The organism is Microbacterium xanthum (genome assembly GCF_034531355.1).
GTDB classification, from domain to species: domain Bacteria; phylum Actinomycetota; class Actinomycetes; order Actinomycetales; family Microbacteriaceae; genus Microbacterium; species Microbacterium xanthum.
Map to the genome: position 1 here is coordinate 579190 of NZ_JAWHUE010000002.1, position 14352 is coordinate 593541.

The 14352-nt window shown below is 69.1% G+C and carries 11 protein-coding genes; 4 read left to right on the plus strand and 7 right to left on the minus strand.

Annotated features, from left to right (window positions below):
* Positions 1 to 10 precede the first annotated feature (10 nt).
* Complete coding sequence (locus RZO50_RS08270; RefSeq protein ID WP_322599238.1) at positions 11 to 988, minus strand: sugar-binding transcriptional regulator; 978 nt, start codon at positions 986 to 988, stop codon at positions 11 to 13.
* Positions 989 to 1071: 83 nt separating this feature from the next.
* Here RZO50_RS08270 and RZO50_RS08275 point away from each other — a divergent pair, with 83 nt between their 5' ends.
* From RZO50_RS08275 to glpK, 3 genes are all read left to right on the plus strand, one after another.
* Positions 1072 to 2793, plus strand: coding sequence for a glycerol-3-phosphate dehydrogenase/oxidase (locus RZO50_RS08275; RefSeq protein ID WP_322599239.1), 1722 nt, complete (start codon positions 1072 to 1074; stop codon positions 2791 to 2793).
* Between the two features lie 125 nt (positions 2794 to 2918).
* Positions 2919 to 4757, plus strand: coding sequence for a dienelactone hydrolase family protein (locus RZO50_RS08280; RefSeq protein WP_322599240.1), 1839 nt, complete (start codon positions 2919 to 2921; stop codon positions 4755 to 4757).
* A gap of 61 nt (positions 4758 to 4818) precedes the next feature.
* Positions 4819 to 6348, plus strand: coding sequence for a glycerol kinase GlpK (gene glpK / locus RZO50_RS08285; RefSeq protein ID WP_322599241.1), 1530 nt, complete (start codon positions 4819 to 4821; stop codon positions 6346 to 6348).
* Positions 6349 to 6351: 3 nt separating this feature from the next.
* Here the strand turns inward: glpK and RZO50_RS08290 are convergent, their stop codons facing one another.
* The gene (locus RZO50_RS08290) at positions 6352 to 7227 is read right to left on the minus strand and encodes an Fpg/Nei family DNA glycosylase (protein WP_322599242.1); all 876 of its coding nucleotides are present in this window, start codon (positions 7225 to 7227) and stop codon (positions 6352 to 6354) included.
* A 63-nt stretch (positions 7228 to 7290) separates the two neighbouring features.
* Positions 7291 to 7869, minus strand: a complete 579-nt coding sequence (locus RZO50_RS08295) for a GNAT family N-acetyltransferase (RefSeq protein ID WP_322599243.1) — start codon at positions 7867 to 7869, stop codon at positions 7291 to 7293.
* Positions 7870 to 8185: 316 nt separating this feature from the next.
* Here RZO50_RS08295 and RZO50_RS08300 point away from each other — a divergent pair, with 316 nt between their 5' ends.
* Positions 8186 to 8962, plus strand: coding sequence for an endonuclease domain-containing protein (locus RZO50_RS08300; RefSeq protein WP_322599244.1), 777 nt, complete (start codon positions 8186 to 8188; stop codon positions 8960 to 8962).
* Between the two features lie 135 nt (positions 8963 to 9097).
* On the opposite strand, the gene trpS is transcribed toward RZO50_RS08300, so the two are convergent.
* The 4 genes from trpS to RZO50_RS08320 all read right to left on the minus strand — a co-directional run bounded on the left by trpS (position 9098) and on the right by RZO50_RS08320 (position 14324).
* A complete protein-coding gene (gene trpS, locus RZO50_RS08305) occupies positions 9098 to 10102 on the minus strand; it encodes a tryptophan--tRNA ligase (protein WP_322599245.1) in 1005 nt (334 codons plus the stop codon).
* A gap of 46 nt (positions 10103 to 10148) precedes the next feature.
* Entirely contained in the window at positions 10149 to 12068 is a 1920-nt protein-coding gene (locus RZO50_RS08310) for an NHL repeat-containing protein (protein WP_322599246.1), read from the minus strand.
* A gap of 105 nt (positions 12069 to 12173) precedes the next feature.
* The gene (locus tag RZO50_RS08315; protein WP_322599247.1) at positions 12174 to 13022 is read right to left on the minus strand and encodes an exodeoxyribonuclease III; all 849 of its coding nucleotides are present in this window, start codon (positions 13020 to 13022) and stop codon (positions 12174 to 12176) included.
* 45 nt (positions 13023 to 13067) lie between these two features.
* Positions 13068 to 14324 (minus strand): YihY/virulence factor BrkB family protein, encoded by a 1257-nt coding sequence (locus RZO50_RS08320; RefSeq protein ID WP_322599248.1) that lies wholly within the window; start codon positions 14322 to 14324, stop codon positions 13068 to 13070.
* Between the last annotated feature and the right edge of the window lie 28 nt (positions 14325 to 14352).

Sequence of the window (14352 nt, forward strand, 5' to 3'; positions counted from 1 at the left end):
CGCGGAGGCGTCAGTCGGCTTCGGCGAGGGTGCGGGCGGTTCCCTCGTCGATGACCAGGTCCGTGACCAGACCCGCGGCGACGGCACCACGCAGACTCGTCAGCTTCGACTCGCCGGCGACGATGCAGCAACGGCGCGCGACCTTGCGGAACGCGTCGAAGTCCGGTCCGGTCGCACGTTCGTTCAGGGCGATTCCGTCGCTCGAACCGTCGGCGCGGTAGAAGACCGTGGCGACATCGCCGACCACCCCGTCACGGGCGAGGGTGTCGAGATCGGCCGGGTCGAGGAATCCGCCGGAGTAGACGTGGCTGCGCACCCGTGCCGATGCGGACCCCACGCTGAAGAGCACGAGGCCCATCTTGTCCTGCGTCTCGAGGATGCGCCGCGTGCTGCGCTCGCGCCACAGCAGGCGCTTGGTCTCGGGGTCGTCGAAGAACGCCGGGACCGGGAATTGCTGGACGCTTCCGCGGTACGCCTCGCCGAAGCGGCTGAGGATCTCGCTGGCGTAGAGCAGGCCGGTCGTATGCGTGTTCCCCGAGCCGTTCAGCTGCACGAAGGTGGTGTCGTGCACGGGTTTCGGAATGAGGTGTGTGCTGACCGCGGCCAGCGTCGACCCCCATGCGACGCCGACGGTGAGCTCAGAGTGAACGAGGTCGTGGATCACATGCGCAGCACCGAGGGCCACGCGCGCCAGACGTTCCGCTTCGGGCAGGTCGCCGGGCATCGGCACCACGTGCGCGGTGACGCCGAAGCGCGCCGCGATGCGCGATTCCAGCGTATGAGGGGCCTCGTGCGGCGAGCGGATCCTGATGTCGACGATGCCCTGGGCGCGCGCGTAGGAGAGCAGCCGGGAGACCGTCGAGCGCGAGGTGCGCAGTTCCCGGGCGATCGCATCCATGGTGCGGTTCTGCACGTAGTACAGGTGCGCCGCGGTGTGCGCGCGGTCTACACGGAACGCGCCGTCGCGCCCGTCGTCGATATCGTCCATGACGACATGGTTGCACATGTGTGCACACCCGCTGAAATATCGCGCAGCGGTGTGATGATGGATACCGGATCGAAAGGACGACCATGACGGATCGAAACGCGCCCTCCCTCCGCACCGACCTCGCTGCCCGGCCTCACGCCGAGGTTCTGATCATCGGCGGTGGCATCAACGGTGTCGCCACCTTCCGCGACCTCGCGTTGCAGGGGGTGGATGTCGCGCTGGTCGAGAAGAACGACTTCATCAGCGGCGCCTCGGCCGGGTCGTCCCACATGATCCACGGCGGGGTGCGCTACCTCGAGAACGGCGAGTTCCGCCTCGTCCACGAGGCTGTCCGCGAGCGCAACGATCTCATCGGCACGGCGCCGCACCACGTCAAGCCCCTCCAGACGACCATCCCGATCCACTCGGCCTTCTCGGGGCTGTTCAATGCCCCGCTGCGCATGCTCACGCACCGGTCGGGGAAGCCGAAGGAGCGCGGGGCGCTGCTGATCAAGGTCGGGCTGACGATCTACGACTCCTTCTCCCGCAACGGCGGACGCGTTCCCCGGCACGAGTTCCACGGGCGCAAGCGTTCGCTTCGCGCGCTCCCGGACCTCGGTCCGGGCGTGAAGTACACCGCGACGTACTGGGACGCCGCGATCCGCGACCCGGAGCGACTCGGGCAGGACCTCGTCCGCGATGCGCGCGCAGCCGGGGGTGACCGCGCCCGCGCGGTCAACTACACGGCCGCTGTTGCCATCGACGGTGACCAGGTGGTGCTCGAAGACGGGCCGACCGGGCGGCGGATCCCCTTCTCCGCTCAGATCGTCATCAACGCGGCCGGCCCCTGGGCCGACCTCGTCAACGACGCACTGGGGCGAGAGACCCGCTACATGGCCGGGACGAAGGGCTCGCACATCGTCCTGGACCACCCCGAGCTGCTGGACGCGACCGGCGGGCGCGAGCTGTTCTTCGAGAACAGCGACGGACGCATCGTGCTCATCCACCCCCTCAAGGGCCGCGTGCTGGTGGGCACGAGCGACCTCGAGCACGACATCACGGAGCCGGCGGTGTGCACGGAAGACGAGGTCGATTACTTCATCGACCTCATCGCGCAGGTGCTGCCCGACATCGCCGTCGACCGATCTCAGATCGTCTACCGCTTCAGCGGCGTGCGGCCGCTGCCCAGCCACGAGGACCTGCCGCCCGGCTTCGTCTCTCGTGACTACCGCGTCGAGCATGGCGAGCTGGTCGCGGGGGGGCCGCGCCTGATCACGCTCGTCGGAGGCAAGTGGACGACCTTCCGCGCGTCGGCGGAACACCTCACCGACGACACGCTGAAAGAGCTCGGCCGCGAGCGCTCGGTGACCACGCGAGGCCTCGCGATCGGCGGCGGCAAAGGTTACCCGGCTGACGAGCGATCGCGTCAGGCGTGGGTGGAGCGCCACGCCGACGGTGTCGGACGCGAGCGCGCGGCCGTCCTCCTTGCGCGCTACGGCACGATCGCGCGCGAGGTGATCGACGCGATCGTCGAGGATGACGACGACCGCGCACTCGAGACCCTCCCGGACTTCTCGACGGGAGAACTGCGATTCCTCGCGCTCACCGAGGACGTCGAGCGCCTCGCCGACCTGCTTCAGCGGCGCTCGGATCTCGCGTTCACGGGGCGGCTGTCCCGTGAGATCTTCGCCGAGGTCGCCGAGGCCGTCGCGCCGGTCCTGGAATGGGATCAGGCCCGCGTCGGCTCCGAGATCGCGCGCACGATGGACCAGCTGGCCGCCCTCCACGGATGGCAGGCAGCGGCCGACGCGAACATTCCGGCGTGAGAATGCACATATGTGCACGGCGGTTGCGACGGTGTTCACCCGCTGGCTAGGGTTCCGGAGTCGCAGGATCTCACGGTGACGTGATCGATCCTGCGACTCCACCCGACTCACGAAGGAGTGTCCACGTGAAACCGCAGCTGTACCGCCGGAATGCCTTCTGGCTGGTGCTCTCCCTGATCCTCGTCGCCGTGTCCGGCGTCGGGGCTTCGCTCGTCCAGACCGACGCCGGAAGCGTCGAGATCGAGGACTTGCGCTGGGAGACGCCCACCGGGAAGACGATGAGCGCACTGCTCTACGTCCCTGAGAGTGCCACCGCCGACAACCCCGCCCCGGGTGTCGTCGCCAGCCACGGCTGGTTCAACAACCGTGAGATGCAGGACCTGAACTACGTCGAGCTTGCGCGGCGCGGATTCGTGGTCATGTCGATCGACATGTACGGTCACGGCGACAGCGACTGGCTCGTCCCCGGCGAGGAGGCCGTGGCCGGGACCGGCATGTACGACGCCGTCAAGCTCATGCATGACCTGCCATACGTCGATCCTCAGAAGATCGGCGTGACAGGTCACTCCAACGGCGCCCGTGCCGCGAATTTCTCCGTGCTCGAGGACAACGAAGCCGCCGAAACGCTCATCGCCGCCGTCCTGTTGGTCGACAACGACCCGATCTACCAGAATCCCGAGACGGGGGAGTGGGTCAACGTCTACGGCGCCCGCGACACGGGTCTCATCCAGGCGAAGTACGACGAGTTCTTCTTCCGCACCTACGACGAGAACGGCGTCGTGCTCACCGCCCCTCGGGACTACGTCACGACCGATAACGCGCAGTCCTTCCTGCACTTCGGAGCCGAACCATCGTCGTTCACCGACGAGCGCGAGGCCGGGGTCTACTACGACGAGACCATCGACGGCACCGACAGCTCCCGCGTGATCTACAGCCTGGACCAGACCCACCCGTGGTCCCACACCTCCGCGACGGCGGCAGGCGACCTGGTGGAATTCTTCGACACCGTGTTCGAGTCGCCGAATCCGATCGACGCCGCCGATCAGGTGTGGCAGTGGAAGGTCTTCTTCAACACCCTCGGACTGATCGGATTCGGAATCTTCCTCGTGGCGTTCGCCCGTGCTCTGGTGACGACGAAGATGTTCGCAGCGGCCCGCCTCCCCGCCCCTGACGCGCAACCTCTGGCCGGACGCGCAGCGAAGCTGTGGTTCTGGGGCGGCCTGGCGGTGTCCGCCGTCGTCAGCGCCGTCACGTATGTGTGGTTGAGCCAGCAGGCCTTCACCGGCCTGGTGCCGCCGTTCATCCCGCAGAGTCCGCCGTACTTCATCGGCTTCTGGGCGGCGGTCAACGGCGTGTTCACCCTCGTGGTGCTCGTGGCCGCGTGGTGGTTCACCCTGCGTGGCAGGAATGCCGACCTCGCCGTCCGCGGTCTCTGGCAGGGATGGCGACCGTTCGGCGCCGGCGTCGCCGTCGCGCTGCTGACCGTGGTCGCGGCGTTCGGACTCGTGTTCGTCGTGGACTACTTCTTCCAGACCGACTTCCGCCTGTGGGTCCTCGCGGTGCGGGCGTTCACCCCCGACAAGATCGGCCTCGCGCTGATCGTCCTGCCGCTGTTCGTGATCTACTTCGTCGCGAACTCCGTCGCCGTCAACGTCTTCAACCGTGTGACCATCGGTGGTCGTGAGTGGATCAACACCGCCCTGCTGGCGTTCTTCAATGCGCTTGGCCCGCTCGTGCTGGTCGTCGCGCAGTACGTGACCTTCGCGTCGAGCGGTCACCTCATCCCGGGCTTCGGAGGCATCTTCAGCATCTGGCTGTTCCCGGTACTGGTGATCCTCCCGGTCGCGGCGATCGTGTCGCGGAAGATCTACCGAGAGACGTCCAACCCGTACATCGGCGGGCTGATCATGGCGGCGGCCGTTGCCATGATCTCCGCGTCGAATACGCTGACGTACGTCGTATGACCCGATGCGGGGCACCCGGCCCACGGGTGCCCCGCATCCCATCCGAGAAGAAAGAGGCGACGTGGCCGAACACGTGATCGCGATCGATCAGGGGACCACCTCGACCCGGGCGATCGTGTTCGATGCCCGCGGGTCCATCGTCACGAGCGCGCAGCGCGAGCACGAGCAGATCTTCCCCAAAGCGGGGTGGGTCGAGCACGACCCCGACGAGATCTGGACCAATACGTCGTGGGTCCTCGAAACGGTGCTGGAGCAGTCCGGGCTCTCCGCGGGCGACATCGCCGGGATCGGCGTGACCAACCAGCGCGAGACCGCGGTGGTGTGGGACCGTCACACCGGACGCCCGATCGGCAATGCGATCGTGTGGCAGGACACCCGTACGCAACCGCGCATCGATCGTTTCGCCGCCGACGGCGGCGTGGACCGCTTCGCCGGGACGACGGGCCTTCCGTTGGCCACCTACTTCTCCGCCTCCAAGGTCGCCTGGATGCTCGACAACGTCGAGGGCGCCCGCGCGGCCGCCGAGGCCGGCGACCTGCTGTTCGGCACGCCCGACTCGTGGGTGATCTGGAAGCTCACCGGCGGGCGCGAGCACATCACCGATGTCACCAACGCCAGCCGCACGCTGCTGATGGACCTCGAGACCCTGGACTGGTCCGACGAGATGCTGCGGGTGTGGGACATCCCCCGCTCGATGCTTCCCGACATCCGCCCGTCTTCCGCTGTCGTCGGCGAGGTGGTGGAACCCGCCACGGCGGCCGGCATTCCGATCGCGGGAATCCTCGGCGATCAGCAGGCGGCGACGTTCGGCCAGGCCGCCTTCGAGCCGGGGGAGTCGAAGAACACCTATGGCACGGGCAACTTCCTCCTCGTGGGAACCGGCACCGAGATCGTCCGTTCGGGCAACGGGCTGATCACCACCGTGGCATACCGGATCGGCGACGAACCCGCGCGCTACGCGCTGGAGGGGTCGATCGCCGTCACCGGGTCGCTCGTGCAGTGGCTTCGCGACAACCTCGGGATCATCCGCTCCTCCGACGAGGTCGAGGACCTCGCCGGAGGCGTCGACGACGCCGGCGGCGCCTACTTCGTCCCGGCCTTCAGCGGCCTGTTCGCCCCGCACTGGCGACCCGACGCGCGCGGGGCGATCGTGGGCCTCACCCGCTACGTCAACCGCCATCACATCGCGCGGGCCGCCCTCGAGTCCACGGCGTTCCAGTCGTGGGACGTGATCGAAGCCGTCGAGGCCGACACCGGCCACCGGCTCGAGGAGATCCGCGTCGACGGCGGCATGACCAAGAACGACCTGCTCATGCAGTTCCAAGCCGACATCCTCGGCATCCCGGTCGTCCGTCCGAAGGTCGTCGAGACCACCGCCCTCGGGGCGGCCTACGCCGCGGGCCTGGCGACCGGGGTGTGGGCCGACCACGACGAACTGCGCGCGCACTGGCAGGAAGATCGCCGCTTCGAGCCCACCATGGCGGAAGACGAGCGTTCCCGTCGCCGGCGGCTGTGGCGGAAGGCGGTGTCGAAGTCCCTCGACTGGGTCGACGACGACGCCCGGGTCCTCATGGGCACCGCCGACGACTGAACGTCATTTGAGCAGGCGCGACATGCGCCGGTCGGCGAGGACCTTGCCGCCCGTCTGGCACGTCGCACAGTACTCCAGGGAGTTGTCGGCGAAGAAGACGCTGCGTACCTCGTCGCCGCACACCGGGCACGCCTCGCCGCGGCGGGCGTGGACCTTCATCCCGCGTCGCTTGGCGTCCTTGAGGTCGGCCGGAGGCTTGCCCGATGCCGCCGTGATCGCCTCGGCGAGGGTGGTCTGCATCGCGTCGTACAGGTGCGAGACGGTCTCGGCGTCCAGCGTCGACGCGAGCGCGTACGGTGACATCCGCGCCGCGTGCAGGATCTCGTCGGAATAGGCGTTGCCGATACCGGCGATGAGGCTCTGATCGCGCAGCACGCCCTTGATCTGGGTTCGACGCCCCGCGAGAACGGAGGCGAGCGCGTCGATGGTGAAGGTGGGATCCAGCGGATCCGGACCCAGCCGGGCGATCCCCGGCACGTCATCCGGACTCCTGACCACCGACACCGACAGCGATTTCTTGGTGCCCGCTTCCGTGAGGTCGAACCCGGAGCCGTCCGACAGTGCGACGCGCACGGCGATCGGTGACTTGCCCGGACGGATCACGGTGGTGGGAAGGGCGTCGTACCAGCGCAGCCACCCGGCCTTCGCCAGGTGGAAGACGAGGTGCAGCGGGGCACCGTCGGGCGCGGTCGCGGACACGTCGACGAACTTGCCCCGCCGCGCCACACCGGCGATCGCCGCGTCGTGGAGCGTGTGCACCGGTGGGTCGTAGGTCTTGAGCGCGGCGATGCTCGCGACCGTGACCTTCGCGATGCTCAGCCCGGCGATCCGCCCGTCGAGGTAATCGACGAGTCCCTGGACCTCCGGCATCTCCGGCATGCCCTCATCCTGGCACGGGTCGCCCACGCCGGGGCCGGATCCTCCCGCGACCGGCTCGCATCCTCAGGGCGGCGACGAAGCCGCCGCGAGCATCGGCCAGTCGCGGGGGACCCGGTCGTCATCCGGGAGGAGCCCGGCGAACCACGCGTCTTCACGCCCGCGGGCGCTGGGAAACGCCATGCGCGATGTGCCTTCGAAGCGGAAGCCGAGGGCGCGGGCTGCGCGTGCCGACGCCCGGTTGCCGGCGGCGGCCCGCCACCCGATGCGCGCATAGGCGCCGCCGTCCGCGGCGAAACCCCAGTCGAGGACCACCCGCGCCGCCTCCGTCAGCACTCCGCGTCCGCGGGCCGTCGGGCCGATCCAGTACCCGAGGTCCGCGGAGTCGTCGGAGGTCCGGTGAAGTCCGATCACCCCGAGCAGGAGGCCGCCGTCGCGGATCACCCAGAGCTGCTCGGCACCCGACTGCCACTGCGCGGCGGCCGTGGTGCAGTACTCGACCGCGTGCGCCCGCTCGTAGGGCGACGGCACGGTCGTCCAGCGTTGGATCTCAGGGTCCTGGCAGGCGCCGAAGACGGCCTCGGCGTCTCCGGGAACCGGCACCGACATCACGAATCGGTCGGAGGTGAGGGTGACCGGACGCATCATTCCAGCCTACGTCCCCCGATCCCGCCTTCCGGTCACTCCATGCACGAACTCAGGCTGAACGGCGACAGCAGCCGACGGCAGGCGGCCAGGAGCGGTCTGAGCCTGAGTTGGTGCAAGAGGTGAGCCTCGCCGCGCGATGCCGGGCGCCCCTGCGCACGTGCGGGGTCGCCGCCCGCCATCCACAGCCGGCGGGCGGCGGTGCGTGGCGGTCTCGCTCCGGCAGCAGGATGCCGCAGTGGAATCGGAATGGCGGATACGGACCCGTGGCGAGCTGCGAGCGGAGGGGATGAGTCGTCAGGGCATAGAGAGGGCGGTGGACCAGGGGTGGCTCGTCCGCGCCCGAAGAGATCGCTACCTCGCCTCGACCGCGCCGGCCGACCTGATCCGCGCGGTGCGTGTCGGTGGGAGACTGACCTGCCTCGCCCTCCTCCGTCTGCTGCAGGTGTTCGTCTTCACCCGTGGGGGACTCCACGTGCAGATGTCTGCGAATGCCAGTCGAATGCGGTCCCCCCTCGATCGCGCCACTCCTCTGGCCGGCCGGGATACGCGCGAGGTCGTCCTCCACTGGGTGCCGCTGCTGCGGACCCTCGGCGCGGACGACCCATGCGTGCACGTGGTCGATGCGCTCGCGCACGCGGTGCGCTGCCAGCCGGCGCGCCATGCGGTCGCCACCTTGGACAGCGCGCTGCATCGAGGACTGGTCGGCGAGGCGGAGATCGCGGAGATCTTCGCCTCGCTGCCGTCGAAGTACCGCATCGTGCGTGCGCTGCTCGATCACCGGGCCGAGTCGGGCACGGAGACGTTGATGCGGCTGATGGTTCGAGCCGCCGGCGCGACCTACGACCTGCAGGTCGTCATCGACGGCGTCGGTCGGGTCGACATCCTCGTGGACGGCTGGCTCGTGATCGAGTGCGACAGCGAGGAATTCCACTCCTCGTGGCGTCAGCAGCTGAAGGACCGACGTCGCGACCTCGCACTCGCGCAGCGCGGCTACGCGACCTGGCGCGTCACCGCCGCGCAGATCCTGTACCAGCCTCAGGAGGTCGCTGCCGGCCTTCGCGGTCTCCTCGGAGCCCACCGCGGCCGTTGAGCGGGCGGCGACGGCACGAACTCAGGCTGCGAGCCGCCCTGGGGCAGCAGTCACCGCGCCGTTGCGCGCCGCTCCCGGGCGTGCCCGCTCGCACAGCCTGAGTTGGTGCGCGTAGCTCGGGCGGGCGAGGGCCGGTCAGACGCGGCGGAGGAGGCCGATCTTGTCGTAGACGTCTCCCAGCGTGCGATCGGCCACCTCTTCGGCCTTCGCGGCGTTCGCGGCGAGCACGCGGTCGAGTTCGGCCGGGTCGTCCAGCAGAGCGAGGGCGCGTTCGCGGACCGGTCCGAATTCCGTCACGACGACCTCGGCCAGCCCCTTCTTGAAGTCACCGTAGCCGCGGCCGGCGTACTCGTCTTCGATGGCCGGGATCTGACGGCCGGTGAGGGCCGCGTAGATGACCAGGAGGTTGGAGACACCGGGCTTGTTCTCGCGGTCGTACCGCACCGCACCCTCGGAGTCGGTGACGGCCCGCATGATCTTCTTGGCGGACTTCGACGGGTCATCGAGCAGCCACAGCACGCCCGCGTCGGACTCGGCGGACTTCGACATCTTCGACGTCGGGTTCTGGAGGTCGTAGATGCGGGCGGTGTCCTGCTGGATCACCGGCATGGGCACCTGGAAGGTCTTGCCGTAGCGCGCGTTGAAGCGCTCCGCCAGGTCGCGCGTCAGCTCGACGTGCTGCTTCTGGTCGTCGCCGACCGGCACGATATCGGTCTGGTAGAGCAGGATGTCGGCTGCCATCAGCACCGGGTAGGTGAACAGGCCCACGGAGGTCGCATCGGTGCCGTATCGCGACGACTTGTCTTTGAACTGGGTCATGCGACCGGCTTCACCGAAGCCGGTGACCGTCGACAGCACCCAGGCGAGCTCGGCATGCGCGCTCACGTGCGACTGCACGTACAGGGTGGACTTGGATGGTTCGATGCCCGCAGCGATGTACTGCGCCGCAGTGCGCCGCGTCTTCGCGCGGAGCTCCGCGGGATCGTTCGGCTGCGTGAGGGCGTGCAGATCGACGACGGAGAAGAACGCCTGGTAGGACTCCTGGAGATCGCGCCACTGCATGAGCGCGCCGATGTAGTTGCCGACCTGAAGCGAGTCGGCCGAGGGCTGCATTCCGGAGTACAGGCGCGGTTTGTTCACCCTGCAATCCTAGGCGTGCCCGCGCGCGACCCTTTTCCGGCTGAGCTCATCCCGCGGTGGTGAACGGCTCGACCGGCAGCGGTGCCGCCGCGCCGACGAACGCGACGATCTGATGCGCGCCCGGGTTGGTCTGGACCGGGACGTTCTCCCAGTTGTTGGCCACCCACACGTTCCCGGACGGGTCGACGGCGACGCCGGTGTTGCGCGTGAAGCCGTCGAAGGCGTAGCCGGTGTCATCGGGGGAGATGGCGTCGCCGGTGTCGAGGCCGCGGGGGCACGTGGTCGGATCCGCCCCGCAGAAGGCCGACAGCCGCTGGTCGGCGAAGTTCGCGACCCACACGTTGCCGTCACCGTCTGTGGCGATCCCCCACGGGCGGGTCACTCCGCCACCGCTGTACGTCGCGGCCACCGACGCGCCGTCGCTGCTCATCAGCGAAACGGAGGGCGTCCCCTCGGCGTCAGCCGGACGATCGGGGCAGGGGAGGGTGGTCGTCCCGGAATTGGCGACCCAGACGTTTCCGCGCGGATCGACCGTCAGCCCCATCGGGTTCTGCAGGCCCGGGTCGGTGACGGGCGAGCCGTCGACCGGCGTTCCGTCACGCCCGAGCACGGCGACGGTGTTGTTCGCGATGCCCGTGACGTAGATGTGCTCCCCGTTGTCAACGACGTCGAAGGGCTGTTCGAGACCGAGGTCGGCGAAGTTCACGGCCTGCTCGGGGTCGCCGCCGGGGTAGAGCGAGACGGTGTCGTTGCCGCAGCTGGCGATCCACACGTCGTCGTTCGCCGAGACCTCGATTCCTTGCGGCCAGCTGAGGTCGCCGCCGGTGAAGCCGGTGTCCGGGGAAAGCGGTTCGCCGTCGTAGGTGAACAGCGACATGCTGTTGTGCGGTGGCTGCTGGTCTTCCGGGCACCCGGGGGCGGCAGCGGCGAACCCGAAGTTGCTGAACCACAGCAGGCCCGCGCTGGTGAAGTCGATGCCGTAGCCGGAGCCGGACAGTCCGCCGCCCTCATACGTCGCCAGGAGCTCGCCGGTCGGCGAGAAGGCGAACATCTGGTCCGACCCGCACACGGGGGTCTGCGGGTCGGCGTTGTACTCGTAGTTGTTGTTGATCCAGATGTTGCCGTCAGGATCGATCGCGAAATTGCCCGGTCCGGCGAGGTCGGTGCCGTCGCCGTCGAACCGCAGCGCGAGGGTCCAGGCTGCCGGCGCCGCATCCAGACCCGGACGATCGCCTTGCCCCAGCTGCGACAGCTCGAACAGGTCATCGGCGTGGGCGGAAGGGTCCCGCGCGATCGCGGCGAGGGCGGAGGGAAGCGACGCGGTGTCGCCCGCCCCGGCCGTCTCGAGGATGTCTCGGCAGACCTCGCGGTCGACGAGGCACGCGCCGACCACGTTGGTCAGCGACGTGAAGGTCGGGAGGGTCTGGGTCTCGTAGGCGTTCGGGGAGGTCAGGAGGACGTCTCCGTACGCGCCGGTGGCCGGGTCGGCGAGGTTCGCCGCCATCGCCGCGGCGTTCGTCAGGCCCGGGTTTTCTCCGGAGGGCAGTTCGCGTCCGAAGAACTGCGCGAGACCATAGGAGGCCGCCACCGTCGTGCGCTCGTTCACCGTCATATCGGTGGTCTCGGGGGATGCGCTGACCGTGACGAGATCGGCGCGCTCGGCGCCGTCGAGGGCGGCTTCGAGCAGAAGGAGGCGGTCTTCGGGCACAGCGACGGCATCGAGATGGAAGTCGCCCTCGTCATCGGTCATGGTCGTGCCGAGTTCGAGGGGCGCGCCCGCGCCGATGGCCCAAGCCCGCACCTCCCAGCCGGCCGTGGGGGCGCCGGCGGTCACGGGATCGACCGAGCCGTGGATGCCGCCATCGGCATCCGATGACTCGGTGATCGCCGCGCAACCGGTGAGCGCGACGGCGATGGCCGCCGCCATCGCGAAGGTGAGGCGCGCGTACGCACGTCGATGGCCCATCCATGCCTCCCAGTGCTTGTGGACGGCCCCACCCTATCGAGATGCGTGCGGGAGGTCCCGGCGTTCATAGGCAGCCGTGACGCCATGGTTATCGCGCGAGACGGGTCAGGCTCCGAGGCGGTAGTCCACGATCACGGGCGCGTGGTCGCTCCATCGGGCGTCCCACGAAGGCGCACGGTCGACGCGGTAGTCGACGGCTCGTTCCGCGAGCTCGGGTGTGGCCAGGTGGTAGTCGATGCGCCACCCGGTGTCGTTGTCGAACGCGCGGCCGCGCATCGACCACCAGGTGTAGGGCCCCTCCACGTCGCCGTGGTGGCGGCGACCGACGTCGACCCAGCCGAGGCCGGTTCCGCGGGTGCCGTCCACAGACTCGATCTCGGCCCCCTCGTCGCCCAGCCAACGGTCGAAGTAGGCGCGTTCGCGCGGGAGGAAGCCGCTCTTCTTGCGGTTGCCCCGCCAGTTCTTGATGTCGAGCTCTCGGTGACCGACGTTGAGATCTCCCATCACCAGGGCGAGTGGTGAGTGCGCACGCAGTGCGGGGAGCCGCTGGTCCATCGCGTCGAGGAACGACCACTTCTCATCCTGGCGGGGAGTGTCGGCCTCACCCGTGTGGACGTACGCGCTGACGACGGTGATGCGCTCTCCGGCGACGTCGAGGTCCGCCTCGATCCAGCGCCCGGCCGAGTCGAACTCGGGCTCGCCCATCTGGGTGCGTACCGCGTCGACGGGGGCGCGTGTGGCGATGGCCACCCCGGCGCGACCCTTGGCGGTGGCTTCGTCCGAGACGATCTCCCATCCCGGGAGCGCGGCCCGGAGCTGCTGCGCATCTGCGCGCACCTCCTGCAGGGCGAGCACGTCGGGCTCCGCGGCATCGAGCCACTCGAGCATGCCCTTCCGGACGGCGGCTCGGATGCCGTTGACGTTCACGGACACGATGCGAAGAGCTTCTGGCACGCCCGCCAGCCTAACCGCGCCCTCCGACACCCCGGCCGACAGGGGCTACTCGAAGAGGGAGCCCTGCTTCACCGGCGCGGGCGCGGCGTGTTCGACGTCGGCGAGCTCCTTCTCGGCCTCGGCGAGCGTGCGGCGGGCGGCGAGCCGGCGATACCACGGTGCTGTGTCGGCCGCGGCCCGCGCGCTGCGCACCCGCACCCGCGCCGCCGTCAGCAGCGCCGCGTGCTCCGCGGCGAGTCGCTCCTCCTCGGTGCGCTGCAGGATCGGGAGGTTCTCGTCCATCGTCGCCACCGCCATCCATGACGAGGCGACGAGGATGATCACCCCGATGATGCGGAACCACAGCAGCAGGCCGACGAAGATCGCGAAGGTGGCCAGCAGCGGGTTGGACGGCGTGTAGATCAGCAGCCATCCGGCTCCGATCTGCAGCACCGTGATCGCGGCACCGCCGAGCACCGCTCCCGGCACGATCTGCCGCCACCGCAGCGACGTGCCGGTGAGGAACTTGACCAGCGATGCAAGGGCCGCCGAGTACAGCAGGAACGACACCAGCAGGGCCGCCGCGCGGCCGAGGGCGTTGTAGATCGTGGAGGTGGTGGGCCAGCCGAGGAGGTCGAACAGCAGACCCAACGCCCACGTGCCGACGAACCCCAGCCCGGAGCCGACCAAGAGGGCGGCGCCGAAGATCGCCGAGGCGAGGAGGTCGCGCGCCTTGAGGAGGACATAGCTGCGCCGATCCGGCGGGATCCCGAAGATGTCGCGGACCGCGCGTCGCGCGAAGGTGATGAAGCCGATCGCCGTCCAGATCAGGGTGACGAGGGCGACGATACCGGTGACCCCGAGCACTCCGGTGCTGCTGGTGGCGATCTCGGTGACCTGCTGCGTCGTGAACAGCCCCTCGCCGTCGTCGCTGATGAGGCCGGGGATGTAGCTGTTGATCGCGGTGATCAGGGCCTGGATGGCCTCGGGGCTGCCGCCGAGCCAGAGGCCTGCGACCGCGAAGGCGACGTAGATGGTGGCGAAGATGGCGAACAGCGCCTGATAACTGACACCGGCGGCCAGCAGGAAGCCGTTGTGCTGCAGGAAGTGCCGCCACACGCGCACGGGGAACCACGCGAGCGTCTTGCGCGTCAGCGTCGTGGCGCGATCGATCGGCTGCTCGAACCTTTCGCGCAGAGCCTCCTGGGTCGACTCCCACCGGGCGCGGAGGGTCTGCTCCTGGTGGGTCGCCTCGGCGACGGTCAGATCGCGCGGTTCATCGGAGACCGGGGTCTCGGGATGACCGTGTCGCGCGCGTCTCACGCCTTCAGACTATGACGTCGATCGGATG